At 57.7% G+C, this 25,828-nt stretch carries 25 protein-coding genes and 2 pseudogenes; 18 read left to right on the forward strand and 9 right to left on the reverse strand.

Annotation, left to right across the window (positions count from 1 at the left end; all coding sequences use genetic code 11):
* Positions 1-27: 27 nt before the first annotated feature.
* The gene (locus CCGE525_RS23975; protein WP_120706861.1) at positions 28-975 is read left to right on the forward strand and encodes a DUF2950 family protein; all 948 of its coding nucleotides are present in this window, start codon (positions 28-30) and stop codon (positions 973-975) included.
* On the opposite strand, the pseudogene CCGE525_RS39085 reads toward CCGE525_RS23975, so the two are convergent.
* The 3 genes and pseudogenes from CCGE525_RS39085 to CCGE525_RS23990 all read right to left on the reverse strand — a co-directional run bounded on the left by CCGE525_RS39085 (position 938) and on the right by CCGE525_RS23990 (position 3,291).
* Positions 938-1,493, reverse strand: a pseudogene (locus CCGE525_RS39085) (CYTH domain-containing protein). The gene CCGE525_RS23975 and the pseudogene CCGE525_RS39085 overlap by 38 nt on opposite strands.
* Before the next feature lie 131 nt (positions 1,494-1,624).
* Positions 1,625-2,104 (reverse strand): hypothetical protein, encoded by a 480-nt coding sequence (locus CCGE525_RS23985; protein ID WP_120706862.1) that lies wholly within the window; start codon positions 2,102-2,104, stop codon positions 1,625-1,627.
* A 365-nt stretch (positions 2,105-2,469) separates the two neighbouring features.
* Positions 2,470-3,291, reverse strand: a complete 822-nt coding sequence (locus CCGE525_RS23990) for an EF-hand domain-containing protein (protein WP_120706863.1) — start codon at positions 3,289-3,291, stop codon at positions 2,470-2,472.
* Between the two features lie 493 nt (positions 3,292-3,784).
* Here CCGE525_RS23990 and CCGE525_RS23995 point away from each other — a divergent pair, with 493 nt between their 5' ends.
* The 4 genes from CCGE525_RS23995 (at position 3,785) to CCGE525_RS24010 (ending at position 6,421) form a co-directional block, all read left to right on the forward strand.
* Positions 3,785-4,552, forward strand: coding sequence for a hypothetical protein (locus tag CCGE525_RS23995; protein ID WP_120706864.1), 768 nt, complete (start codon positions 3,785-3,787; stop codon positions 4,550-4,552).
* Between the two features lie 354 nt (positions 4,553-4,906).
* Positions 4,907-5,482, forward strand: a complete 576-nt coding sequence (locus CCGE525_RS24000; protein ID WP_120706865.1) for a Chromate resistance protein ChrB — start codon at positions 4,907-4,909, stop codon at positions 5,480-5,482.
* Between the two features lie 2 nt (positions 5,483-5,484).
* Positions 5,485-6,081, forward strand: coding sequence for a cation efflux transmembrane domain-containing protein (locus CCGE525_RS24005; protein ID WP_245472275.1), 597 nt, complete (start codon positions 5,485-5,487; stop codon positions 6,079-6,081).
* A 100-nt stretch (positions 6,082-6,181) separates the two neighbouring features.
* Positions 6,182-6,421 carry a hypothetical protein gene (locus tag CCGE525_RS24010; RefSeq protein WP_120706866.1) on the forward strand — a complete coding sequence of 80 codons (240 nt, stop codon included), beginning with the start codon at positions 6,182-6,184 and terminating at the stop codon, positions 6,419-6,421.
* Between the two features lie 144 nt (positions 6,422-6,565).
* Here the strand turns inward: CCGE525_RS24010 and CCGE525_RS24015 are convergent, their stop codons facing one another.
* Positions 6,566-7,321, reverse strand: coding sequence for a hypothetical protein (locus tag CCGE525_RS24015; RefSeq protein ID WP_120706867.1), 756 nt, complete (start codon positions 7,319-7,321; stop codon positions 6,566-6,568).
* Positions 7,322-7,546: 225 nt separating this feature from the next.
* Here CCGE525_RS24015 and CCGE525_RS24020 point away from each other — a divergent pair, with 225 nt between their 5' ends.
* The 7 genes from CCGE525_RS24020 to ppk2 all read left to right on the forward strand — a co-directional run bounded on the left by CCGE525_RS24020 (position 7,547) and on the right by ppk2 (position 15,740).
* Positions 7,547-8,101 carry an RrF2 family transcriptional regulator gene (locus CCGE525_RS24020; RefSeq protein WP_120708597.1) on the forward strand — a complete coding sequence of 185 codons (555 nt, stop codon included), beginning with the start codon at positions 7,547-7,549 and terminating at the stop codon, positions 8,099-8,101.
* A gap of 214 nt (positions 8,102-8,315) precedes the next feature.
* On the forward strand, positions 8,316-8,966 hold the full coding sequence (locus CCGE525_RS24025; RefSeq protein ID WP_120706868.1) for a response regulator transcription factor: 651 nt from the start codon (positions 8,316-8,318) through the stop codon (positions 8,964-8,966).
* 88 nt (positions 8,967-9,054) lie between these two features.
* On the forward strand, positions 9,055-9,471 hold the full coding sequence (locus CCGE525_RS24030) for a response regulator transcription factor (RefSeq protein ID WP_120706869.1): 417 nt from the start codon (positions 9,055-9,057) through the stop codon (positions 9,469-9,471).
* Positions 9,464-11,560: a PAS domain-containing sensor histidine kinase gene (locus tag CCGE525_RS24035; RefSeq protein WP_245472276.1), complete on the forward strand. Its 2,097-nt coding sequence runs from the start codon at positions 9,464-9,466 to the stop codon at positions 11,558-11,560. Before CCGE525_RS24030 ends, CCGE525_RS24035 begins: the two co-directional genes overlap by 8 nt.
* Before the next feature lie 310 nt (positions 11,561-11,870).
* Positions 11,871-13,454 carry a Na+/H+ antiporter gene (locus CCGE525_RS24040; RefSeq protein WP_120706870.1) on the forward strand — a complete coding sequence of 528 codons (1,584 nt, stop codon included), beginning with the start codon at positions 11,871-11,873 and terminating at the stop codon, positions 13,452-13,454.
* A 440-nt stretch (positions 13,455-13,894) separates the two neighbouring features.
* Entirely contained in the window at positions 13,895-14,656 is a 762-nt protein-coding gene (locus CCGE525_RS24045) for an SDR family oxidoreductase (RefSeq protein ID WP_120706871.1), read from the forward strand.
* 166 nt (positions 14,657-14,822) lie between these two features.
* Positions 14,823-15,740, forward strand: a complete 918-nt coding sequence (gene ppk2 / locus CCGE525_RS24050) for a polyphosphate kinase 2 (protein ID WP_120706872.1) — start codon at positions 14,823-14,825, stop codon at positions 15,738-15,740.
* A 67-nt stretch (positions 15,741-15,807) separates the two neighbouring features.
* On the opposite strand, the pseudogene CCGE525_RS24055 reads toward ppk2, so the two are convergent.
* A pseudogene (locus tag CCGE525_RS24055) lies at positions 15,808-16,598 on the reverse strand (phenylalanine 4-monooxygenase).
* Positions 16,599-16,721: 123 nt separating this feature from the next.
* Between CCGE525_RS24055 and CCGE525_RS24060 the strand changes: the two are divergent.
* Positions 16,722-17,183: an Lrp/AsnC family transcriptional regulator gene (locus tag CCGE525_RS24060; protein ID WP_120706873.1), complete on the forward strand. Its 462-nt coding sequence runs from the start codon at positions 16,722-16,724 to the stop codon at positions 17,181-17,183.
* A gap of 21 nt (positions 17,184-17,204) precedes the next feature.
* Here CCGE525_RS24060 and CCGE525_RS24065 read toward each other — a convergent pair whose 3' ends face one another.
* Positions 17,205-17,699 (reverse strand): Lrp/AsnC family transcriptional regulator, encoded by a 495-nt coding sequence (locus CCGE525_RS24065; RefSeq protein ID WP_120708599.1) that lies wholly within the window; start codon positions 17,697-17,699, stop codon positions 17,205-17,207.
* A gap of 130 nt (positions 17,700-17,829) precedes the next feature.
* Between CCGE525_RS24065 and hppD the strand changes: the two genes are divergently transcribed.
* The 5 genes from hppD to CCGE525_RS24090 all read left to right on the forward strand — a co-directional run bounded on the left by hppD (position 17,830) and on the right by CCGE525_RS24090 (position 22,637).
* Complete coding sequence (gene hppD / locus CCGE525_RS24070; RefSeq protein ID WP_120706874.1) at positions 17,830-18,939, forward strand: 4-hydroxyphenylpyruvate dioxygenase; 1,110 nt, start codon at positions 17,830-17,832, stop codon at positions 18,937-18,939.
* 58 nt (positions 18,940-18,997) lie between these two features.
* The gene (gene hmgA / locus CCGE525_RS24075) at positions 18,998-20,359 is read left to right on the forward strand and encodes a homogentisate 1,2-dioxygenase (RefSeq protein WP_120706875.1); all 1,362 of its coding nucleotides are present in this window, start codon (positions 18,998-19,000) and stop codon (positions 20,357-20,359) included.
* A gap of 42 nt (positions 20,360-20,401) precedes the next feature.
* Positions 20,402-21,427, forward strand: coding sequence for a fumarylacetoacetate hydrolase family protein (locus CCGE525_RS24080; protein WP_120706876.1), 1,026 nt, complete (start codon positions 20,402-20,404; stop codon positions 21,425-21,427).
* Positions 21,424-22,056 (forward strand): maleylacetoacetate isomerase, encoded by a 633-nt coding sequence (maiA, locus tag CCGE525_RS24085; RefSeq protein ID WP_120706877.1) that lies wholly within the window; start codon positions 21,424-21,426, stop codon positions 22,054-22,056. The genes CCGE525_RS24080 and maiA overlap by 4 nt, the downstream gene beginning before the upstream one ends.
* Before the next feature lie 131 nt (positions 22,057-22,187).
* Positions 22,188-22,637: an SgcJ/EcaC family oxidoreductase gene (locus CCGE525_RS24090; RefSeq protein WP_120706878.1), complete on the forward strand. Its 450-nt coding sequence runs from the start codon at positions 22,188-22,190 to the stop codon at positions 22,635-22,637.
* Between the two features lie 103 nt (positions 22,638-22,740).
* Here the strand turns inward: CCGE525_RS24090 and CCGE525_RS24095 are convergent, their stop codons facing one another.
* The 3 genes from CCGE525_RS24095 to CCGE525_RS24105 all read right to left on the reverse strand — a co-directional run bounded on the left by CCGE525_RS24095 (position 22,741) and on the right by CCGE525_RS24105 (position 25,765).
* Positions 22,741-24,126 carry a P-loop ATPase, Sll1717 family gene (locus tag CCGE525_RS24095; RefSeq protein WP_162950289.1) on the reverse strand — a complete coding sequence of 462 codons (1,386 nt, stop codon included), beginning with the start codon at positions 24,124-24,126 and terminating at the stop codon, positions 22,741-22,743.
* Between the two features lie 23 nt (positions 24,127-24,149).
* The gene (locus CCGE525_RS24100; protein WP_120706880.1) at positions 24,150-24,671 is read right to left on the reverse strand and encodes a hypothetical protein; all 522 of its coding nucleotides are present in this window, start codon (positions 24,669-24,671) and stop codon (positions 24,150-24,152) included.
* Between the two features lie 326 nt (positions 24,672-24,997).
* The gene (locus CCGE525_RS24105) at positions 24,998-25,765 is read right to left on the reverse strand and encodes an SDR family NAD(P)-dependent oxidoreductase (protein ID WP_120706881.1); all 768 of its coding nucleotides are present in this window, start codon (positions 25,763-25,765) and stop codon (positions 24,998-25,000) included.
* Positions 25,766-25,828 lie beyond the last annotated feature (63 nt).

Genomic DNA, 25,828 nt, shown 5'->3' on the forward strand with positions numbered 1-25,828 from the left:
GGCGATATTTTCCGGGGAGACAGTGCAATGAGAACGACGCGCGGAATGCAGCTGGCCGCATTGATCATCGGGGCTTCGGTGCTGGCCCTGTCGAGCGGGCACACCGGAATGGCACAGAACCGGCAAAGACTCGAGAGCTTCGCTTCAGGCAGCAAGTCGCCTGAGTTCGATCAGCCGTCGCAGGCCATCGATCGCTTCAAGGCAGTAATGGCTTCCGATGATGTCGAGGGCCTGGCGCAGCTACTGGGGCTTGACGCCGCGAAATTGAAGGCGAGCGAGGAAGCCGTTGTTGCATTTGGTCTCATCAAGGAGGGTGCGGCAAGGCAGGTTGCCGTACAAGATATCTGGGACCGCAAGATCGTTGCTGTCGGAGACAAATTATGGCCGCTGCCGTTTCCCCTGGTCAAACGGGAGGATGGGAAATGGGCCTTCGACACGCAAGCCGGTCTCGAAGAGATTCTCAATCGGCGTATTGGCGAAAACGAGCTGCAAACCATTCAGACGATGCACGACTATGTCCTGGCCCAGCATGTCTACGCCAGCGAGCCCAGAAATGGCGACGGCATACATGAATATGCCCAGGTGTTGATAAGCGACAAAGGCAAAAGAAACGGGCTCTATTGGCCGGCTGAGAGCGAAGACGACGCAAGTCCCGCCAGCGACTTGATCGAAAGTGCAGCATTCGGAAAAGCGCTCAAGGGCGAAGGCTATTTCGGCTACCGATACCGCATTCTCAAAGGCCAAGGCCCGAATGTTTTCGGAGGGCGACACAGCTACGTGGTCAACGGCCACATGACTGATGGCTTTGCGCTTATTGCCTGGCCGGTCAAATATCGTGAAACAGGCGTACAGACGTTCATCATCAGCGACCAGAGCGTGATTTACGAGCGAGACTTGGGTGAGGATACCACCAAGATCGCCGAATCCATCAAGGAATTCAATCCGGACCACAATTGGTCGATCGTTGGCGAGTGAGGTCGAGCACCTCATCGACAGCCATGGCCCTGTTGTCCTTAGATAGGCGGGGCTGGATCAGTGGCTTCTCTGTGGTTGTCGCAAGAGTCCGGTTGGAATAGCGCCTATCCCCGGTCATCTCCGGTCCTAGCCAGCGTGGCGATACGGGCCTGTCCCTCTCGCGGAACATTTCGATCTCGGCGATGGTCAACCCGGAATGCGCTCCGTGGAAGACGTCGACTTCCCAGACGAATCTGGGCACCTTGTATCGGGACTTCTCGATGACCGTTCCGACGACCCGTTCAAGCAATTCCTCCGCCTCGTCAAGCGGAATGCGGTATTCGAACTCGTCGCGAACGATCCCTTGTCGCTCGAATAACCGTCAGGAAAGCGAAGCGCCGATCGATCAATCGGATACGGACCGATTTGTCGGCGTCGGACAGGAGATATCCTTGCCGCAATTCACTGGCCGGCAGCGCTTTGCAGCGCCACGTGTCATTCCGGACAAGAAATTTCCGCTCGATCTCTCTTGTCCTCATGAGTTGTCCCAATCTCCAATGCCATCGGTGTTTAAGAGCGGAGCGGCAGCATTTGCGGCGGACTTCGCTCTTTCAAACCAACCGAACAAGCCGGCAGCCTCAGGCGCCGGCTCTAACCCTGCGTCAAAACTTCAGCAGATATCAGACGACGGGGCTTCCCAATTCAGGAAAAAGCCAATGTCGCCCGGCACCCCGCCGGGGAAATTGATGACCGCGGCTGTCAGCCCGTAGCCTTTGGGACGGGCCACTTCATCGAAAAGATCGTACAATTCCTTCGCTTTTCCTTGGAGGGTCGAAGGCCAGTCGGAGCGCTGGCTATTGATGGCGCGGCCGCTATCGGTGCAAAAATCGGATGGAAAGCTGTAGACCAGTGCCTCGACTTTCCCGTCTGCCACAGCCTTCATGACCACCCGGCGGATCATGTCCCGCTCTTTGTCGCTGATATGTTTTCGAAAGAAGTCTTGGATAAATTCCGCATGTTTTTCGGCTTCACGTGCTCTGATCTTTTCGTCACGTTGCATCTCCACGAGCTGCAACTCAAGCGCTCGTTTGCGCAATTCTTCCGCGCTGATCATCGAAGGACCAGGACCCGATTTCTCTTCTTCAGCCATGACATTACCCTCCGCTTGTTTAGAGAATAATAGAACAGGCAAACCGAGCATCCTAGTAAAATACGGTGGATAGGTGGTAGGTTACCGTAGGATACCAGCGATGGCGGGTTACAGCTATTTGGGCCACGCTATTGTGGCGGGGGTCGCCATCGCGTCCGCTCAGGTCGCCCGAAATGCCAAGCTTGGACGCCCTTCGAGCCGTCGCGTTCATCGCGCGCGGACCGACCCTTCAATATGTGTTCGCCCGGATCGGATCGCTTATGAAAGAAAGGCCGGCATACTTGGGCGAGACGCTTCAAACGTCTCTTGCTCAAGTTGCCGGCCGATAGAAATTATTGAATGTGAACTGCTGGCGTCATTTTCAATCAGACAGTAAGCAGGTCGCTCGTGGTGGTGTCTTGGTAAGTCGAGGCGAACAGAGAGCCGAAATCCGGAAGCTGCGGTGGCTGCTGCGCCTTCATCGCTGTCTCGAACTGGCTCTGCGTCAGGGATCCCGAGCTTGTCGTGTCCAAACTGTCGAACAGATTTGTGGCTTGTTCTTCGCTCACGTCGGATGGACGCGCAGCGACGAATTCCGCTTGGCTGACATTGCCGTCGCCATTCGTATCCATTGCGGAGAACATGCTGGAGAGCTGGTCGTCGCTCGGCGTTTGTCCGGCAGGCGGCGCCGGCGGCTGTCCACCGGACTGCATCGCGCTTGCCACCTGGTCTTCCGTCAACGATCCGCTATTGCTGGTGTCGAAACTCTCAAACAGCGTAGTAGCCTGATCCTGGCTCACGTCGGACGGACGCGCGGCGACGAATTCCGCTTCGCTGATGCTGCCGTCACCGTTCGTATCCATCGCAGCAATCTTGTTGCTCTGGCTGCCGCCTTGACCGTTGCAACCGCCAGACTGTTGAGCAGCCGATGTGCTGCTGGAGCTGTCAGCCGAATCCGAGGTGGATCCGTCGCCCGAAGCGTTTGACTGCAGATTGAGCATGATGTTCATGAGCTGCGAAACGAGCTGCTCGGCCGTCGATATCAAGGATTGATCATCTGTCGAAGAAGACGAAGAGGACGATGAGCTCTTGCTGGACGAACTGCTGCCCAGAATGGACGACACGGATTCAGCTGATGAAGACGATGTCGAGCCGGATTTTTGATATTGATAATAACTATTTGATAAGACTGATGTAATGCTCGTCAAGGGGACCTCCAGATGCGAGCGTTGGCACGGACTCTGGTTTTTACGCTTACATGACTCTACGCTTGCCATGCCGCGATGAACGCGGCAGTGCATCTTTCGAGATCAATGCAGACGAATAAAAGTTACCGAATACTGGAGGCCAAGCTTCTTCCTGGTCCTCGCTTGCGCGAATGCGCGACCGGAAGACGGATGAAAAAATAGGCCATGACAGTTGCCGCCATCATGGCGTTATCGGCAGTCCACAATCTCGATCTGGTATTCCCCAACAGCTTGAGCTTGCACAGGAAAGCTTGTGCGAACCTTGTAAAGCCCCGCCGATGTGCTCGTTTCCAGCTCCATCTCCAGGGCCTGTCGGCGCCCCTGAAGGCACCGCTCATATCAAGTTGTCACGCCTAGTCGCCAGAAACAAAATTCAATAATTCGGCACACACAGAAACATCGAATCTCCCTAGATTCTGCCGAGCGCGCCTAGCGGAAAAGGGATATCTGGCGAATGACCGAAAACCGGCTTGTCTTCATAGCCACCCCTTGTTTCGGCGGTATGGTCGCCAAGGATTATATGCAATCCATCATTTCCCTGATGCAGGTCGGTGCGCAGTCCGGCGTGCAGTTGACGCTGGCGTTGCTCGGCAATGATGCGCTGATTACCCGCAGCCGTAACACGCTCGTCTCGCACTTTCTTAATGATACCGCGGCAACCCATATGCTGTTTGTCGATGCGGACATCAGCTTCGAGCCCGAGCAGGTTATGCGGCTGCTGAACGTCGATAAGGATGTGGTTGCCGCCATGTACCCCATCAAGGACTATGACTGGAGCAGTGCCGCGAAGGCACCCTTGAGGGATGCTGAAACTCTGGCGGAAGCCGCACTGCACTATGTAGGCACGCCACTGACTGGTCCGAATGCTGAATGGGACGGCGATTTCGTCACCGCGATCTATGCGGGCACCGGGATGCTTCTGATCAAGCGCGCTGTCATCGAAAAGATGATCGCTGCCTATCCTGACCTGCGCTACGGTGCGATCCACGCCTATCCCGGCGCCAAACGCACACCAGCTACGCAATATGCGCTCTTTGAGAGCCTTATCGAGGAAGAGACCGGCATCTATCTCAGCGAGGACTTTGCCTTCTGTCATCGCTGGCGAGCTCTCGGCGGAGAGATTTGGCTCGATACCGGCAGCAGGCTCAGTCACACCGGTGCTCATCGCTTCGCTGGCAATCCCCGGCCGCGATACGAGGCTCCGGCGGCGTCACGGACGTGAGGTAGAGCCGGACAGGTTGGCCGCTCGACTGCCGTTTCGTCGGTTGCAGGGTGAAACCGAAAAACCCTTGCATTCGCCATCTCTGTCATGTCCGGTCAACGCGGCGGACATCGCCAAGTTGCCGCGAGAGCGCCGTTCTCACCCAGCCATTCAATGGATTTGTATCGGTCTCATAAACGACCTCGTTGCCTAGTTCCCGCGATAATTGCAAGCTTGCGGCTCATTGTCTCCGCTCGATGCAGGTTCGTTGTGCGCGACTTGGTAGCTGAGCAAGAACCGCTGAGCAGTCTGCATAGACTTGGTCAACGTCCGTAGTGATTGACATGCAACGACCGTTACATTACGGCGTAAACCATGACCGAGGTTTCATGGTTGCTGCTGACGTATAAAGTTCCATCTGATCCCGCGACCAAGCGGGTGGCGCTTTGGCGCAAGATCAAGGGGCTAGGTGCTGTTTACCTACAAAACGGCGTTTGCATGCTGCCCAAGACGGATGAACACGTCCGCCGCTTCAAGATGCTCGAGAACGATATTGTGGAAATGGGTGGAGAGGCCGTCATTCTGGAGACCGTCGCGATCGATCCCGGCCAGCAGGAAAAGGTGATCGTCCGCTTCAAGGCTGATCGGGACGAGCATTATCACGAGTTTCTTGAACGCTGCAGCGACTTCGAAAAAGAGATCGCCAAGGAAACGGCGGTGGGCAAGTTTTCCTATGCGGAGCTTGAGGAGAACGACGCCGACCTGAAGAAGCTTCAGGATTGGCTCGAGAAGATCGGAAAGCTCGACTTCTATGGCGCTCCATTGGCAGCCGAAGCACAAGAACGGCTCAAAGCCTGCGAGACCCTGCTCGACACCTTCGCCAAGCAGGTGTTCGAGGCGCATGAGGAAACACGCAGCAGCGCCTCGAAGCCAGTGGAGGAGACAGACTGACGATGGCGGTGTTCATGGGCGAGGGCCTGAAGCGGGTGGTGACGCAGGTCGCGCTTCTCAATCTCGGCTATTTCGGGATCGAGTTCGTGGTGGCTCTGTCGATCGGTTCGGTATCCCTATTTGCCGACAGCATCGACTTCCTTGAAGACGCCTCCATCAATCTGCTGATCGCCATCGCCATCGGCTGGAGCGCGCGCAACCGTGCCCGCGTCGGCATGGTGCTCGCTGTTATCCTGCTCGTGCCAGGCATCGCGACCATCTGGACCGCATGGCAGAAGTTCATGGCCCCTGTGGCGCCAGATCCCCTGCCTCTTACGCTGACCGGCCTGGGTGCGCTCGTCGTCAATCTTTCCTGCGCCTTGATGCTCACTCGCTACCGCCACCACAGCGGTAGCTTGACGCGCGCCGCCTTCCTTTCCGCCCGCAACGACGCGATTGCAAACATCGCCATCATCGCTACAGGTGTGTTGACCGCTTTCGTCTGGCACTCGGCCTGGCCTGACATCATTGTCGGGCTAGCCATCGCCGCTATGAATGCCGATGCCGCACGGGAGGTTTGGGAAGCCGCCCGTAACGAGCATCGCACCGCCCAACCTTAGGCAGAAGCCCCTTCTGCCCCTGCCCACACTCCGTCCAACAGGTAAACCGATGGATTCAGAACTGCAAAAGTATGATCCCATCCTCTTCAGGGAGGTTCGCATGTTGCGAACGATCGTAGCGTTCATCAAGAAGCGCTGGCCGTTCCTGCTGGCTGCACTGCTTACCGTTTTCGCGATCATCGCCTACAACATGGGCGAGCTGCTCGAGCGGCACCATCGCAAGCTGATGGAGAACGTTCACTACGCGGCCGCAGCCGTCGTCCTTTTTGTCTCATTCTATCTCATTGCGTTGCTCGTCCGTACGGTCTGGAGGTCCAGTCCAGACGATGATGATCAATGATCGAAGTCAACGAGCAAGGTCAAGGGGAGACGCCAGCCTGTAGAGGCGGGCGACATCGAGCACGTGCGTCGCCGGCCAGCGGTTGACTCCTTGGCGCGGAGGCGGTCCGCCTTTCCATGTCCCGGTGCTGATATTTGGCAAATCTCAATAGCAGACCTGGAAGGGAGTATCGATGCAGGTAGTGTCATTGTCGTAATACGGGCGGGGGTCCTCAGCTCCTATTGCGGCTTCCGAGGCGATACTAGGCAGCGTGCTGGCATACCAGGCGCCGTGATAGACCGGTGCATGCCAGTAGCTCCCGTGATGCCCGACATCGGTATTTCTTGTTTGGGCGTATCCCGCACGATCACCCTCTTCATCGCCGCGCGTTTCACCAGTGCCGATGCTTCCGCTGCTGAAATCATCAATAAACACCGCGGCCGGACCGCTCGATCCGTTGAGACTGTCTTCAAGTATTGAAACTTCGAACGTCAGATTGTTGCCTTCGATCTTGGGCGATTTCAGCGTTACGACGGCGTCGCTGACTTCCGAGCCATCCCCACCGAGCACAGATACCGTAGCGTTTGGAGGATCCTTCGCGAAATTATTCTTTCCCTCGTCCCATTGCATGATGAACTGTTCGGTGGCCACGTGACCTGCGGCTCGGACCGGGCGGTCAGCAAACAGGATCGAGTTCGGCGAAACGCCGGTTAACGTCAACTTGTTGTTTTCCAATGTTGCGCCTGTGGCATTGATGACGGCCAACGAAGGTACGGGTCCTGTCGGCGTCACCGTTCCGATCGTTTTCTGCAGCGGAACATGATGCGGCTTGGTGTGTTCATCCTGAGCAAGCGCTGCACCTGCTGCGAAACAGAAGCCGCCGGCCAACAGGGCAACAAAGGCTAAATTTCCACTCAACATGGCTGGATATCCCTCTTTATCCGGTTCATTTTTTCAAAATTCCGGGTGCAGCTTGCGGCAGATGGGCTACTCGATGCGGCGCCGGTGCCTCCGCCCTCCGTCGATGGTTTGTGAGCCGAAATTCGGCCCTTGCCTATTGTCCTTTGGGGCAGCGATGTGAACACGGATAAAGATTATCTGAGTTTTAGCTTGCGCGCCATAACACGGATTGATATAGTCCGTGTTATGGCGCATGTGACCGTAAGCGTGGAATATGGTTTGCACAGTCTGCTCTGGTTGGCTGGTTCGGCTATGCCAGTGAGCAGCCGTGATTTGGCTGAGTTTCAGGGCATCTCTCCGAGCTTCGTGGCGAAGATTTTCCCGAAGCTCGAGAAGGCCGGGATCGTACGGGCGTCGGAGGGGGTACATGGCGGATATCTACTCGCCAGAAAGCCCGGGGATATCACTATTTTGGATGTCGTCGATGCGATCGAGGGCGAGAAGCCGCTATTCGATTGCCAGGAGATTCGCGGTCGTTGCGCCCTATTCGGTGACCGGCCGCCTGGCTGGGCGACAGCCGGAACATGCGCGATCCACGCGGTGATGCTGCGTGCGGAGAAGGCCATGCGTGACTCGTTGGCCAGTCAGACGCTGGCAGACGTGGCAGGCATCGTAGACCGCAAGGCGCCGGCTGATTTTTCGAACGACGTTCGAGATTGGCTTGGCGGCCGGATCAAGTCTCGTGCCCGAAAACCGGTAGGGCGCGACCCGTCTTCTCAACCGAAGATCGACAAACCCTGAGAGACCAAGTCTTTTCCGGCCGCAGCCGGACGGCTGAGGCGCGTCGCGTCCGGCGAACAGAAAGGGGTATGGCTATGGAACGAGAAATCATCATCGTCGGCGCGGGATTTTCCGACTTGAAGGCGCGGACAGGGGGCAATGGAAGCTGTCGCGATGGAAGGGACATGGTCGGGCCATTCGTGTTTCCCGACTTCCTAGCCGACGAGGTGAGCTCATGACCACGCTTGCCACCGACGCGGATCGCCCGCTCGTTCTTATCGTCGATGATGACGACGACGTGCGGGATTCGCTTCAGGAACTCATGTTGTCCGTTGGACTCGATGTCCGCTGTTTCTCCTCGCCGCGCGAGCTGCTGGATTCGGAGCTTCCCGAGCGGCCCGGCTGCTTGGTGCTCGACGTCCGCATGCCCGGATCGAGCGGCCTCGACCTTCAGTATCAGCTCGCTTCAAGAGGCAACGCAAAGCCTATCATCTTTCTCACCGGCCATGGAGACATTCCCATGACGGTGCAGGCAATGAAGGCCGGCGCCATCGATTTCCTCACAAAGCCCTTCCGGGATCAGACTCTGCTTGACGCGGTGATCGCGGGTATCGAACGGGATGCCGCGCAGCGGGCACAAGCCCAGACCGTCAAGCAGCATGTAGGGCGGTTCACATCGTTGACGCCACGCGAACGGCAGGTCCTGCATCAAGTCGCGCATGGCCGCCTCAACAAACAGATCGCCTTCGAGCTCGGTATTAGCGAGATCACCGTCAAGCTTCATCGAAGCAATATGATGCGCAAGATGCGGACCATTTCCGTTGGGGAGCTCATCCGAGCCTGGGAAATATTGCCCGCCGACATTCGCGAGAAGCATCAACCCTAGACCTTGGTATGGTTACAATGTGGGGCGGATTCAGAAAAACTTTGGGAGGGCGGCCTGAGACGCCGCGGCAGCAACAAAGGCCATTTACTTGTTCGAGTCGCCTGTCATTGCGATCGTTGAAGACGACGAAGCGTTGCGAGAAGCCCTCTCCGATCTCCTTCAGGTTCTCGGCCTGCCATGCCGTACCTTCGATCGGGCTGAAGCTTTCCTGGTGGCTCTTGAACATTCGCCTTTCGGTTGTCTCATCAGCGATGTGCGGCTGCCCGGTATCAGTGGGCTCGATCTCCTACAACGCCTTAAACAGCGGGGTTCGACCTTGCCCGTGATCATCGTCACGTCTTATGCGGATTCAAGTATCCGATCCCGTGCCTTGGAAGGCGGTGCATATGCCTATTTGACCAAGCCATTCGCCGACGAAGCTCTTCTTCGGCATCTGAATTCGGCGCTGCGTTCGAATGGTCGGCTTGGTGATGCAAACGAACAGGAGGATGGACCCGATGGCTGAAATGGCGGCGAGACGTGTTCCGGCTGATCAGAGCGATGCTTCCTGGAACGTAGGCTCAGAGACAGAACTCGCCGATCTTGCGTCGGAGAGCGTGATGGTCTTCGACCTTGCCGGTAATATCCGATACTGGAATCCAGCTTCCGAACGGCTCTACGGCTGGCCGGCCATTGGCTCGGTCGGACGCAGTATCACGGAGATGTCCTCCAATGCGGAGCTATGCGTCAAGCAGTGGCACACGCTTCTGCAGGAGGGGACCTGGGCGGGCCTGGTCAAACGACGTGCGTCGTGCGGTGGACAAGTCACTGCGGTCGTCAGGCAGACCGTGAGGTGCGACGCAGAGGGCCGACCCCGCGACATAGTCGAGTACGGACAACGTGCCGGCAAGGAACGCTATCCGTCTTCTTTCCCAGAGATCAACTTGCACCGCCAAGCGGCCGCAAGCTGGGAACTCGACACGTCACACGTCCGCCCGCTTCTCGAGGCGATCGGGGACCTGATGAGCCGAGGCCTGGGCGCCGATTTGGCGCAGCGGCCGGATTGGATAGATGAGCTTTTGACAGGCACCCGCATCGTCAATGTCAACGAACGGGCTGCGCATCTCGTAGGCGCCCATGCCGGACGTGCCGGGATGATCGGCGAGTCTGTCGGCGCCTTCTGGCCACGGGTCGGCCGTGCCGTACTCGCCGAACTTATCGCGGCCGTGGCAACCGACCGCTCCGCCACCAGCATGCGCAAGGTCGCCCCTGATGGAATACTGCGCGATGCGGTCGTAACCGTCTGGCGATCCGAGGCGCTTGAGCGCAGCGATACGGTGTTCGTGGCCGTCAATGGTGTGATCGACGACGATCGCTCGTTCTGGTATCTGCGCGCCAGCGAAGAACGCTATCGCAAAATGATCCACCAGCTGCCGACCGCCTTGCTGCAGGTCGATTTAAGTCGCATGGGACAGACATTCGGAGAGCTGAAAACCGAGGGCGTCAGCGACCTGGACGCCTATCTCGACGATCACCCGGAACTGCTAGACTTCGCCAACGGCGTCGTTCGTGTAATTGACGCCAATCAGAAGGCGGTGGCGCTCTTCAACGGAACCGCGCCCGCCGATTTCATCAGGCCCGTCGGCTTCCTGTTTGCAGCATCTCCCGAAACGGCTCGCAGGGTAATCGTCGCACGCTTCGAAGGCAGACGTAGTTATTCAGAGGTCATGAAGGTCCGGACTTTTGATGGCCAGATCCTCGACGTGCGGGTATCGGTAACCTATCCGGGGCCGCAACGGCTTGATGTCGCACTCATTGGGCTGGAGGATATCACCGAACGGCTCCGAACGGAGCGACGGCTTCGTCAGCTCGAAACCGACTTCACGCATGCCGCGCGAATCTCCATCCTCGGCGAACTCGCGACATCCATCGCGCATGAAGTCAACCAGCCTCTCTCCGCCATCGTGACCAATGGCGAGACCAGCCTCAGATGGTTGTCGCGCGACGATCCGAATTTGGTCAAGGTCGGCGAGCTCACGACGCGCGTAGTATCAAGCGCGCGCCGTGCGAGTGATATCGTCAAGCGCATTCGGGGGATGGCGGCGAAACAAGAACCGGAGCGGCTTCCGCTCAACCTGAACGATGTGGTCGACGAAGCCCTGCTGTTCGTCCGCCACGATATCGAAGCTCGGTCGATCTCTCTATCGGTGAAGCTTGCCGCCGATCTTCCTGCGGTTCTGGGAGACCGGATCCAGCTGCAGCAGGTCATCGTCAATCTGCTCGTCAACAGCATCCAGGCCATTGACCAAGGGAACGGTTCGTTGCAGCGCATCGATCTCAGCACCGGCGTCGAGGATGGCGATAAAGTCGTGTTCTCCGTCCATGACAGTGGCCTTGGTATTGCAGTCGGCGACCTTGATCGTATCTTCGATTGCTTCTTCACGACAAAGGACGATGGCGTCGGTATCGGACTAGCTGTGTGCCAGTCGATCATCATCGCACATGGCGGAAGCATAAGCGTCTCGAATTGTCCGGACGGCGGTGCCGAGTTCCGGTTTTGGCTGCCAACCCAATTCGCCCGTATCTCCGAACCCACTGGCGGAACATATGCCTGAATGCGGCGACGGCCGCTCTTCTAAAAGGAGCATCGGGCAGGAAGGGTTGTCGTTGCACGCCATGCTGCCTCAGCCGCGTCGATCGATCGGCTGACTGCAGGCTCTTACTGTTCCCATCCCGCGAACGCGACAGTGTACATCTGGGAACCTACTCTGGCCTTGGGTAGGTGACCGGGCGATTTCCGTTGAATCCATCCCGATGAGCACGCTTGAATGGTTGCGTTTCGACGCACCACGCCTTGTAATAAAACCCATCATAATGCGTTGTAGTAAACCCATCGCAATAAAAGCAGTTTCAGGGCAGGCACCCATGGACCCAATACACTTGTTCGAGCTGGTGATCGTAATGTTCATGGCGATCATCGCGCTGCATTACGCCGCCCACAGGCTCGGATTGCCGCCTTCGGTGGCGCTGCTGGCCGGGGGCGCGCTGCTGGCCTTCCTACCGGGCCTGCCGGCGATCACAGTCGATCCCGCCTTGGTGCTCGTCATCTTCCTGCCGCCGCTCCTCATGGACGGTGCCTGGTCAATAGCCCTTGGCCGGTTGCGCCGCCATGTGATCGGTATTGCATCGCTTGCGATCGGTGCGGTGATTTTCACCTGCGCCGTAGTGGCCATGGCGGCGCATCTCATGTTTCCATCGCTGCCCTGGGCGGCCTGCGCTGCATTGGGAGCGATCGTTTCGCCACCCGATGCGGTGTCTGCCCGCGCCGTGCTGCAGCGCGTGAAACTCCCGCGGCGGCTGCAGATCCTGCTCGAAGGGGAAAGCCTGTTCAACGACGCGAGCGGCCTGGTGCTCTTCCGTTTCGCCGTTGCCGCTGCTGTAACGGGTCTCTTCAGCACGACCGATGCGGTGACGAGCTTCTTTCTGCTGGCGTTCGGCGGCGCTCTCGTCGGCATTGCCGTCGGTACGGTCTGGGTCCTCTTCGTACGCCGCCTGGGCGACGAATATCTGATCATCGCCTCCACCACGCTTTTGGGCTGGCTGTCTTATCTACTCGGCGAAATGGTCCATGTTTCGGGCGTCATTGCCGCTGTTACAACAGGCCTGATCGCGGGCTGGTATCAACACACTCTCCTCTCGGCCGCAACACGCATGCGCGGCACGTCATTCTGGACGGTGATAATCTTTCTGATGGAAGCCACGGTCTTCATATTGATCGGGCTGTCCCTGCGCGGCGTCGTCGAACGTGGCGGTGGCTTTGGAGTGGTGCTTGCAACCATGGGAGGGCCGATCCTCGCGATCTTGATCGCACTAGCGCTTGCGCGCTTTGCCTGGGTGTTCGGATCAGACCTGTTGATCAGGCTTTGCAACGCTTTGGGGCTTAAGCGGTACACGCCGCTAGGCGCTCCCGGCGCGACTGTCCTCAGTTGGGCAGGTGTTCGTGGCGTGGTGACGCTGGCGCTCGCGCTGAGCTTGCCCGAAGGTTTTCCCGGCCGCGATTTCATCCTCGTGACGTCCTTTGCCGTCATTCTCGGCACGGTGTTGGTCCAGGGTACGACGCTGGGGCGGGTGATCGACTGGGCGAGGCTGACCGAGCCCGAGTCGGAAAAGGCGCGCCTCACCATGAGCCAGGCCGAGGCCGCCATGGCCAAGGCGCAATTGGCGACTGTCCAACGCCGGGCCTATGATGGCCAGGGCAATCTCATCCATCCTCAATTGCTGGAGCGGTATCAGCGCCGGGCCGTGATGATTGTCGACTATGCAGAGCGCACGGAACATTATGTACCTGTGCTCCATGCCCATTTCGATGTTGTTCTGGAAGCGGTCGCTACCGGGCGCCGCGAACTCATACGGCTTCACCGCGCCGGCGATATCGATGACGAGACGCTGGATGAGCTTGAACGAGACCTCGATCTCGAAGAGCTGAGTGCGATTTCCGCTAAGTCGTAGGTGCGGTCGCGCTGCGTGTCTTGCGGCATTTTTGATAAAATGCAAAGCTCACACCCAAGTGATCCTTCGCCACTGTGAGCAGCCAGCTCGATCGAATATGTAGCTTCGAGCTTCTTGGGGTCGGGGAACGTTATGTCTTCCTTGGATAGATTACCATCGGTTAGGTGCGTGTCTGCTTACGCAGATGCTCCGATCGTCATGAACCGATACCTGGCACCGATCAGCCATCTGCGCGCACCGCGAACCCAGCCAATGCCGAGAGCCGCGAACCCGTTTCGGCCGGGATTGCCGATCGCCTGATATAGCCAACCTACACTTTGGCATCATGTGGCCAATGCTTCCGTTCGATAGGCTCGCGCGCCGGGCTGGCGCATTCTCCGCAGCATTGGTCACGACCACGCAGAGCACGCAATTTCAAACCGTAAATTGGGAGATTCGACATGAAAATCGTTATTATTGGCGGCACGGGCCTGATCGGTTCAAAGACGGCAGAGAGGCTGCGCAAGAAGGGTCACGAAGTAATCGCCGCTTCCCCGAACACTGGGGTCAACACCATCACCGGCGAAGGTTTGGCCCAGGCTGTTGCCGGAGCGCAGGTCGTACTTGATCTCGCGAATTCGCCATCCTTCGAGGACAAGGCCGTTCTGGAATTTTTCGAAACGTCCGGCCGAAACTTGCTTGCCGCGGAAGCCGCCGCTGGCGTGAAGCACCACATCGCGCTCTCGGTCGTCGGAACTGAGCGTCTGCCGAAAAGCGGCTATTTGCGAGCTAAGATGGCCCAGGAGAATCTGATCAGGGCTTCCCGGATCCCCTATACCATCGTTCACTCGACGCAGTTCTTCGAGTTCTTGGCCGGCATCGCTCAGTCGGCAACGGTCGGCGAGACCGTGCACCTGCCGGCCGTCAATTTTCAGCCTATCGCGTCGGATGACGTCGCGGATGTCATGGCAGACGTGGCGCTAGCGCCGCCGACGAACGGCATAATTTATATCGCCGGGCCAGAACGGGCGCCCTTCACCGACATCATCGCGCGGTTCCTGAAGGCGTCCAACGATCCGCGCAAGGTCGCTGCGGATCCGCACGCGCTCTATTTCGGCACGGAGTTGGATAACGGCTCGCTCGTCCCGAGGGAAGAGGACAACGCCCGCATAGGCGCCATCGGCTTCGACAAGTGGTTTAGCCAATCTGCTCGCAAGAACTGACAACCGGAATTGCCGAGGCCTGGTTAACCACCAGGCCTCATCCGTTTACCGACGCTTGGACATTGTTTCAAATTTATTTCATGCGGATATGGAATAAGTGACAACATGCCAGCCTGACAACCGCGGGCTGAGGGCACAGCGGATGCAAAGCGCGTAGGAGCGGAAGATGACGTCGAAAGATAAGGCCGAGCAGCCCGACTGGCTGGAAGCGGAACTGGCCGATACCATAGATGAAGACTACGAGCTCGAGCTTTCGGAGCCGGCGCTTTCCGAGGAAATTCGCAGGATCTATCAAAAGGCGCATCCCCCCTCGATTCCCCGCATCGACTATTTTCGAGCCTTGCTTACGCTTCAAGCCGAGCTGATCAAGTTGCAGGACTGGGTCGCCTATCACAAAGAAAAGGTTGTGGTGATCTTCGAAGGCCGCGACTCGGCAGGTAAAGGCGGCGTCATCAAGCGCATCACCCAGCGCCTGAATCCACGTGTGGCCCGGGTAGTCGCACTACCTGCTCCTTCGGATCGCGAAAAGACGCAATGGTACTTTCAGCGTTACGTGCCGCACCTTCCGGCCGGCGGTGAAATCGTCCTCTTCGACCGGTCCTGGTACAATCGATCTGGTGTCGAGCGAGTGATGGGGTTTGCGACCGAAGATCAGGTCGAACAATTTTTCAGCGACGTGCCTGCATTCGAGCGCATGTTGGTGGGCTCCGGAATCCGATTGGTGAAATACTGGTTCTCGATCACCGACGAGGAGCAGCAGATGCGCTTCCTGGTGCGCATCCACGATCCTTTGAAGCAGTGGAAGCTGTCACCCATGGATCTGCAGTCGCGCGTTCGCTGGGAGGCTTATACCAAGGCCAAGGAAGAAACCTTCGCCCGCACCAACATTCCGGAAGCGCCATGGTACATCGTCGAGGGGAATGACAAGAAGCGCGCGCGTCTCAATTGCATTGACCATCTGCTCCATCAGATCCCCTACGAAGACGTGCCGCATGAGGAAGTCGCGCTGCCGCAGCGGGTGTTCAATCCTAGCTACGAGCGCAAAGTTCTGCCGCCGGAACTCTATGTTCCGCCGAAATACTGATCCGCAGTTTGATAAGGGCAATCGGCTGCATCTATTTGCTGCAGCCGATTGCCCGATAATCAGCCGTTCACGAGGCCTTGGCTTCGAAAGTGGGGCGAAATCACCCAGAGACTTGGCGGTCACGATCAGGCTCCCGATATCCTGCTCGACGATCGCTTCAAGGTCGGCGAAGCTGTCGATGACATAGTATATCGGCTGGACGATATCGATCCGATAGGGTGTCCTGAGGACGCTTAGCAGGTCGAACGGCCGGAATTCGCAGGTTTTGCCCTCCATAGCCGCCTTCGTTTCGCTTGGCGACGAGACGATGCCCGCGCCGAAGCAGCGGCGGCCTTGCGGCGTGTTGATCAGCCCGAATTCGACGGTGAACCAGAAGATGCGGAACAGGTGCCAGGAATAGCCCTTGCCGAGGTGGACGGCGGTTTCGCCGAAATGCCGCACGAAATTCGCATAGCTCTGGTTCGTCAACAGCGGGCAGTGGCCGAAAACCTCATGGAATAGATCCGGCTCCTCGATATAGTCGATATGCTCGCGACGGCGCAGGAAGGTTGCGAGCGGGAATTTGCCTTCCGACAGAAGCTCATAGAAGCGCGAGGGCGGAATGAGCGCTGGCACGCCTTCCACGCCGAAGCCGGTGGTCTCGTTCAGGCGCCGGTTGACATCGCGAAGCTGAGGCACCTTGTCGGGCTTGAGCCCCAGGGTTTTGACGCCGTCCAGATATTCGCGGCAGGCCATATTGGCCAGCAGCCTCATCTGGCGCTCGTATAGTTCGCCCCATATTGCGTCTTCTTCGGAGGTGTAAGCGTATAAGCCGTCTGGGCCGGGGAGTTTGGCGGTGTAGCTGCTTTCCTTGGTCATATGCCGATCCTCCAGGCACTTGCGTCGGTCTTGCAACTATACTCCGAAATCGACGGTTTTTCTTTTCTTTTGCGCTGGTATTCGCCATGATAATGGAAAATACTCTCGAATATGGCGCTATAAATGAAAGATAATGGGAACTTTCATCGCAAGCTTTTGCAACTCGTCCAAGCCGATGGCAGCCTGTCGCTGGCAGAGCTGGCGGAACGGGCCGGCATGTCGCAGAGTTCGGCCTGGCGGAAGATCCAGGAGCTGGAATCGGACGGCGTCATCCGCAAGCGTGTGACACTGCTCGACCCCGGAAAACTCGATCTCAAGCTCTGCGTGATCGCGCATGTGACGCTGGAGGATCATCACGAAGAAGCTGTGGCGTCTTTCGCCTCGGTGGTGTTGGAACGGCCGGAGATCATGGAGTGTTACGCGTTGTCCGGCGCCTTCGACTACATGCTGAAGATCCGGGCGAGGGACGTGGAAAGCTACGAGGCCTTCATGACCCGATACCTCATGCGCAACCCGCATGTGCGCACGGTGGTGTCGAGCTTCGTGCTGCGCGAGCTGAAATTCTCGACCGAACTGCCGATCTAGCGCGTTTCGCGCGTTACCGACTCAGCTATCGCCATGCCAGCTGCTTGGCATGAACACCGGGAGTCCTTCAAACGTCTTGAGCGTATCGAGGACGATCGAAGTCTTCACATGCTGCACCGACTCGTGCGGCAACAGGACATCGTTGACGAATCTTGAAAGGTCGGTGAGTCCGCGGGTCGCCACCTTCAGGTGATAATCCATTTCACCCGTCAGCGCATAGGCTTCGAGAACTTCCGGGAGTCCGCTGATTAGCTGGGAAAATCTTTGAGCATTGTCCCTGTTGTGGGTTGCGAGCGTCACGGAAATGACCACCAGCATTTCCAAACCTAATTTCTGCCTATCCAGGTTGGCCTGGTAACCCCGAATATATCCCTCAGCCTCCAGTCTCGTCCGCCGGCGCGAACACTGCGAGGGCGAAAGCGCGATCCGTTCGCCCAACTCGTTGTTGGTCAACCGGCCGTCCTTTTGAAGCTCCTGGAGCAGACGCAAATCGAATTTGTCGAGCTGTTCATTCATTGCGCGAAACCTCAGAAACACTCACAGATCGTGCATAACTTCCTCCTTTTCCATAAAGAATGCAAGAACATTGCATGCGTTTTGGATCACACTTTGCATAATCAAAATGCAAATTTCCCAGGAGGAGAAAATGGGTCCCTTCCCGCATGATGCGCCGCCGCCGGAAATCAGCGCCGACAATCCGGCCGGTACCGATGGCTTCGAATTTGTCGAATTCGCCCATCCCGAACCCGAGAAACTGCGCGAGCTCTTTACACGCATGGGCTACGCTGTGGTCGCCAAGCACAAGACGAAAGACATCACCGTCTGGCGGCAGGGCGACATCAACTATGTTCTAAATGCCGAACCCGGCAGTCATGCCACCCGTTTCGTCGCAGATCATGGTCCCTGTGCCCCGTCGATGGCCTGGCGCGTTGTCGATGCCAAGCACGCGTTCGACCACGCAGTGTCAAAAGGTGCCGTTCCCTATGAAGGAGACGACAAGACGCTCGATGTCCCGGCGATTGTTGGCATTGGCGGGTCGTTGCTCTATTTTGTCGAAACCTATGGTGAAAAGGGATCGGCTTACGACGCCGAGTTCGATTGGCTTGGCCTGCGTGACCCGCATCCCGAAGGTCTGGGTTTCTATTATCTCGACCATCTGACGCACAACGTCTTCCGCGGCAACATGGACAAATGGTGGGATTTTTACCGTGAAAAGTTCAATTTCAAGCAGATCCACTTCTTCGATATCGATGGGCGTATCACGGGCCTCGTGAGCCGCGCCATCACGTCGCCCTGCGGCAAAATCCGCATTCCGCTGAATGAATCGAAGGACGATACGAGCCAGATCGAGGAGTTTCTGAAGAGGTACAATGGCGAGGGCATCCAACACATCGCCGTTGGGACGGAAAATATCTACGAGGCCACCGACAGGCTTGCCGGCAACGGCCTCCGCTTCATGCCGGGTCCTCCGGAGACCTATTACGACATGTCTTATGAACGCGTGAATGGCCATGAGGAGCCCATCGAACGTATGAAGAAACATGGTATCCTTATCGACGGCGAAGGTGTGGTGAATGGCGGCATGACGAAAATCCTGCTCCAGATTTTCTCAAAAACCGTCATTGGCCCGATCTTCTTCGAATTCATCCAGCGCAAGGGTGACGAAGGCTTTGGCGAAGGCAATTTCCGTGCGCTCTTCGAGTCGATCGAGGCGGATCAGATCAAGCGTGGCGTCATCGGCACCGCAGCGGAATGATCTTTCGGCGATCCCGTGAACGGGCGGGGTCGCTGTGGTTTTCGGGAGGAGTGGAGCGATGGACCAGACGAGAACTCAGGGTTCCGACCGCCAGACCACGGCGGCGGAGACGCTGCAATATATGCCCGGCTTCGGTAATGACTTCGAGACGGAGTCGCTCCCGGGGGCTCTGCCACAGGGCCAGAACAGCCCGCAGAAATGCAATTACGGTCTCTACGCCGAACAGCTTTCCGGCTCACCGTTCACCGCCCCCCGCGGGACGAACGAAAGGTCCTGGCTCTATCGTATTCGCCCGAGCGTGCGCCACACCCGTCGCTTTTCGAACACCTCCTATCCGCTCTGGAAATCCGCGCCCTGCCAGGACGAACATTCGCTTCCTCTGGGCCAGCTCCGTTGGGATCCAGTCCCAACACCAACAGAGAAACTGACCTTCCTCGAAGGGATTCGCACGATCACCACCGCCGGTGATGTCATGACCCAGACGGGCATGGCGTCGCACGCCTATGTCTTCAACGAGGACATGGTGGACAATTATTCCTTCAATGCCGATGGCGAGCTACTGATCGTCCCCCAGATCGGCGCCATCAGGGTGTTCACCGAAATGGGCGCCATGGACATCGAGCCCCTGGAAATATGCGTCATCCCGCGCGGCATGATGTTCAAGGTGACGCGCAAGGGCGATGAGAATGTCTGGCGCGGATATATTTGTGAGAATTACGGCGCGAAATTCACGTTGCCGGATCGCGGACCTATCGGCGCGAACTGCCTGGCAAATCCGCGCGACTTCAAGACCCCCGTTGCGGCCTTCGAAGACAAGGAAACGCCTTGCCGCGTGCATGTCAAATGGTGCGGGAAGTTCTATGTCACGGAAATCGGCCACTCGCCCCTCGATGTGGTCGCGTGGCATGGCAACTACATCCCCTACAAATACGACCTGCGGACATTTTCGCCGGTCGGCGCGATCCTGTTCGACCACCCCGATCCGTCGATCTTCAGCGTATTGACCGCTCCAACCGAAAGTGCCGGCACGGCGAATGTCGATTTCGTGATCTTTCCGCCGCGCTGGCTGGTGGCGGAACACACCTTCCGCCCGCCCTGGTATCATCGCAACATCATGAGCGAGTTCATGGGCCTGATTCATGGCCAATATGATGCAAAGGAGCAGGGTTTCGTGCCGGGCGGCATGAGCCTGCACAATATGATGCTTCCTCACGGGCCGGACGCATCGGGTTTCGAAAAGGCATCCAGTTCCGAACTTAAGCCGGTGAAGCTGGAGAACACCATGGCGTTCATGTTCGAGACCAGGTTTCCACAGCAGGTGACAAAATACGCGGCCGAGCTTGAAACACGGCAGGACAACTACCTGGAGTGCTGGGACGGCTTGGAACGCAGATTCGACGGAACGCCGGGCATCAAGTGAAGCCCGGCCCGTGCATCCATCCTCCGACACTGGAATTGAGACATGAAGCTTGCGACGTTGAAGGACTCCACAAGGGACGGTCGGCTCGTTGTCGTCTCCCGTGACCTTACCCGCTGCTCCGAGGTCGGTCATATTGCCCGCACGTTGCAGGCCGCTCTCGACGATTGGGAGCACGTGGCGCCCAGACTTGTGCGCGTCGCCCAAGGCATCGAGACGGGCGCGCAGCCGACGATCCGGTTTCACGAACATGACGCCGCGTCGCCTTTGCCGCGGGCCTATCAGTGGGCCGACGGCTCGGCCTACGTCAACCATGTCGAACTGGTGCGCAAGGCGCGCAACGCTGAGATGCCGGCCAGCTTTTGGGTCGATCCGTTGATGTACCAAGGGGGATCGGACGGTTTCCTTGGCCCCCGCGATCCGATCGCGATGGCTGACGAGGCTTATGGGATCGACATGGAAGGCGAGGTCGCCGTCGTCGTGGGCGATGTTGCCATGGGTTCCAGTCTAGAGGCTGCCCGCAGCGCCATACGCCTGGTGATGCTCGTCAACGACGTGTCGCTGCGCGCGCTCATACCGGAGGAACTGGCAAAGGGATTTGGTTTCTTCCAGTCCAAGCCCGCATCGGCATTTTCTCCAGTCGCGGTGACGCCGGACGAACTTGGAGAGGCGTGGGACGGCGCCAAGGTGCATCTTCCACTGCTTGTGAGCTTGAACGGCAAGGCATTCGGCAAGGCGAACGCCGGCGTCGACATGACGTTTGATTTTGGCCAACTGATCGCCCACTCCGCCAAAACCCGCAATCTCGTGGCCGGCACGATCATCGGCTCAGGAACAGTCTCCAACAAGCTGGACGGGGGGCCAGGCAAGCCGGTGGAACATGGAGGAGACGGCTATTCCTGCATTGCCGAGATACGGATGATCGAGACCATCGAAACCGGATCGCCGAAGAGCCCATTCCTGCGGTTCGGGGATCAGGTCCGTATCGAAATGAAGGACCAGGCTGGGCATTCGATCTTCGGGGCGATCGAACAGACTGTCGAAAGATATGGAGAATTGAAGTCGCCATGAGTGAGGTCATTCTCTACGATTACTGGAGATCATCGGCGAGCTATCGCGTCCGCATTGCGCTCAATATGCTTGAAATTGGCTACAAAGCCGTGCCGATCAACTTGCTGGAAGGCAAGCAGAGGAGCCCGGACTATCTAGCGCTCAATCCGCAGGGGTTCGTGCCGACATTGGTGATCGATGGAAGGGTGCTGACACAGTCGCTGGCAATCATCGAATATCTGGCCGAGCTTCGGCCGGAATGCGGATTGATGCCACCGAATATTGCAGACCGGCAACAGGTGCGTGCACTGGCATACGCGATCGCTATGGACATCCATCCCATCTGCAACATGCATGTCACGGCGCATGTCATGACCATAGTGGGCAAAGCTGAGGTCCGCGAAGAATGGATGACGCACTTCATTGCGGACGGCCTTGGCAAACTGGAAGCAATGCTCTCCGAATCCGATGGAGAATTCAGCTTTGGAGATCAGCCGACGATTGCGGACCTCTGTCTTGTGCCGCAGGTCTATAATGCCCGCCGCTGGGGCGTGGACGTGACGGGTTTCGAGCGCATCGTCGATATCGATGGCAGATGCGCCACACTGCCCGCCTTTCAGGCGGCGCATCCGGATCGCGCGAAACCGTAACGAAAGACCCGGCCATGAGGAAATCCGAGGCTGCCGCGGATCCCATCCGTGCGGAGCCTCTCCCTCGCCAGTGCGACCTGAACGCGGTATTCTGCGGTTGACGGGAGAAAACAGTAAAAGTCGGGGGCACTATGCATAAACTTGTTCTGGTAGCCGCATTCGCATCTTTCATCGCGGGTCCGGCGTGGGCCGTCGAATGTACTCCGATCACAAAGAAACAGGTGGAAGGGCTCTTCGACCGGTGGAATGCGTCGCTGGCAACGCTCGATCCCCAGAAGGTCGTCGAGAACTACGCCCCCGACGCGGTTCTCCTGCCGACGTTATCGAACAAGCCGCGCGTGACGCAGGAAGAGCGCAAGGCCTATTTCAAGGACTTCCTAAAGAAGAAGCCGCAAGGCAAGATCGACAGCCGGACCATCAGGATCGGTTGCAATAAGGTCACCGACACCGGCCTCTATACGTTTACGATGGCCGATGGAACGAAAGTGCCGGCCCGCTACACTTTCACCTACGAAGTCGAACATGGAAAGTGGCTGATTGCGTCGCATCACTCCTCGGCGATGCCGGAACACAAGAACTGACGTGCTAACCGTGGAAGACCGCTGCTGATCGTGCTCGACCTTGCTCGCCGGCAAGCCTGCAACTGTTCATCTGGATTTTTCGCGGCCGTGATACTCCAAAAAGTTAACGGCCCTTGCGACGCTCGGTGACGGGCTTTGTCCTTGCCGCGGCGATGTTCGCGCGACCCCGCAAACCGGGAATAAGCGTAAAAACGGCGTCGGACTTGGCCGCTTCTTCGGGGTAGTGGGCGTGATAAGGCAAGACGATGCTGTTGGCGGTCTGAATCGCCACGAGCCCGAATTGCACGAGAAGGTCGGCGAATAGGGTCGCGTCACGGGCCCAGCTTTCATCCTTGAATGCCAGGATTTCCTTGCTTGATCCGATCATGGAATCGAGCCGGTTGCGAACATTGACCTTAGGAACACTCGCGGATGGGCCTTCGAAGAGGACAATCGCTGCGCGCGACAGGCCGCGATATTGTCGTTCGTATGCGCCATACATTTGTTCGAAGCAGGCTTCGCTGTAGCTGTCGATTGTTTTCTCAAGCGTCTCAGGAGTGACGGGCTCGTCGAGATGAGCATCGAAATGCAATTCAAGCCGACGCAAGGCATCGCGCGGGCCAGAGCGACAGTCTTTAACAATGGCGTCGAGTGCCGGCTCCGGATCGGTCTTGAATGCCGTGGCCAAATCAATCTGCGCAGCTTTTGCCCGCAGTCGAATGACATCCTTCAGTTCCTCTTCCGTCCAGCTGAGCCGGACGCGGCCATTTGGGGGCAGGTTGACGAATTCGTCGACTCTTCGCAATGCCCGAAAGACGTTCGGCTTCATCAAGACGATGCATTTGAAATTCGTAAGCCGAGTTTGCAGCTCGTGGGCAGCAATGGCCAAGGCGGCGACGAGGTTTTCGTTGAGGCCTTCATCAGCCGCAAATACCGATTCAGGATCGTCAACGACGATCCGGAAATCAATGGATTTCGACAGGCGCTCAACAATCGAGAACGCCTTGGTGTATTCATCCCTCGGCACAAGCCTCAAACCAGTGTCTTGCTGCTGGCGGTTTCGAAAGCTGATCCCAAAGCCGAGAATAGTGATGCCACCAAGGTTGCCGAAGGCGTCTTTCAATCGCTTCCAAAGCTTCGTGACCAGCACCTGAGCTTCCTGATGGAGATCATCGGGAACCTTTTTGGCGAGTTTCTTATCTGTCTTCAGCTTCTCGACCAGGGTGTTCAACGCCTGCATCACCAGTTCTGAGCGGATGTCCTCCACAAACTGAAGCGTCGGTCGCGACCCTTCGATGTTCAGCGGTTCTTGTGTGCCGGCACTGATCGCTTGCACGAAATCGACGTCACGTCCGGCGCTCAGGCTCTTGAAGCAGGCGGTTTTGCCAACACCCTTCAAACCAACAGCCAGGAAGGCGCGATCCGCAGTTGTTGCCAGCCGCTTCATGGCTTGGGTCTCGACACGATAGAGATCCAAGTTTGGGTCGGTGCGCGCATCCGATTCCTGCACATAGGATATGAATTGCTCCCGGCTCATGGACGAACCTCCGTCGGAATCATCATGCGTCTGGTAACGAGCGAAAACCCAAAATGGCGGCGGACACCGCCGAGAGCGCAGAGCTGAAGAAAATGCAGTTCGCTAACGTCTGGCCCCATTGCCTGGTAAACGTCGCGCAGGGTCGGCAAGACAATGGCATCCTGGCGCAGCATGTCGTGAACCGCCCGCAAGTAGTTGGCGCGGTTAAAACCGGATTCTTCCAATTTAGCGATGGCCCGTTGATTGATCACCACCTCCGCACCTTCGGGCGACGGTTCTGAATCCAATATGCTTTCGTAGAGCTCGTCGCCGTTGACCCGGAGTAGACCAATCAAATGGATCAGGGACACGTAGGGCACGATCGAAGACACTTGCATGACGTGCTTTTCTTCGAGGCGATTATACGTGAATTCTGCGGGCGCGGCCTCATGCACCTTGGCCGCAAGGTCGCCATAGGTGGAAAATTGTCCATTTACGGACTCACGGGCGACAACGTATAGTCGGCCCTCAATCGACATGTTGGAACGCTTCGAACGGGATTGTCATGGGATAATCTCAATAAGAATAAGGATAGCGTACAACCATAGCAAGTATAATGGAAACTCGGTTTGAAACAATACGTTTTTTAAGAAATAATGCCGCTCATTGCACTGCAACGTTTTCGTCTGCGTGCTGTCGTAATTCAGGCGTCCAACGATGACGCACCGGACGAAACTATAAAGCGTCCCGCAGCGTTGGCGCAGCTCACCCGGCAGCCCGGATAAGAGTGAGGTCCGGTCTACGGCAAGGCAAAACGGCCAGCCATTTGCACTAAGGTCAGGTGCCGGCAAAGCGGCTTCTTTTTTCAGATGGCTGTAAAGCCGTTATCCACGAACAGATGCGCACCGTTGACGAAACGAGAGTCATCGCTTGCGAGGTAAAGCGCTGCCCGCGCCACATCTTCAGGTTCGCCGATGCGGCCCTGCTGGGCGGCAATCGCCGCATCCGACACGTCAACGCCGAGCGCTTGAAGCTCGTTCACCTCGCGTAATCCATGCGGCGTGCGAATGAAGCCGGGGCAGACGGCGTTGCAGCGGATATTGCGGTCTCGAAATTCGACACCGATGGCGCGTGCAAACATATGAACCGCGCCCTTGGTAGTGTCGTAAAGCACTTCCATCGGCGTCGCCGCCACGGCTGATATCGATGACGTGCATATGATGGAGCCGCCGCCTGCCGCGATCATCCGCGGAAGCACCGCGCGGGTCATCAGGAACATTGAGCGGACATTGACCGCGTGCAGCCAGTCCCATTCCGCAAGCGTCGTCTCCAGGAACGGTTTGATGACGATCGTTCCTGCGTGATTGAAGAGCACGGTGACCGGCCCGAACTTGTCCTCGACCCCTTTCACCGCGGTGGCAACCGCGGTTTCGTCGGAAACATCTGCGACCCAATAGTCCGCAAAGCCACCGGCGTCGCGAATTGCTTTTGTGGTTTCAGCGGCGGCGTCGCCGTTTCGGTCGATGATTGCGACCTGCGCGCCTTCGGCGGCAAAGAGCCGGGAGGACGCTCCTCCCATCCCCGTCGCGCCCCCGGAGATGATTGCGATCTTGCCCTTTAGCCGGTCAGCCATGTCGTTGCCTCGCCCCAGTTGAATTTCGCCGATGCTGCCGTCGATACGGCAGCATCGATGTTA

Origin of the sequence: Rhizobium jaguaris (assembly GCF_003627755.1) — a bacterium.
In the GTDB taxonomy this organism is placed as follows: domain Bacteria; phylum Pseudomonadota; class Alphaproteobacteria; order Rhizobiales; family Rhizobiaceae; genus Rhizobium; species Rhizobium jaguaris.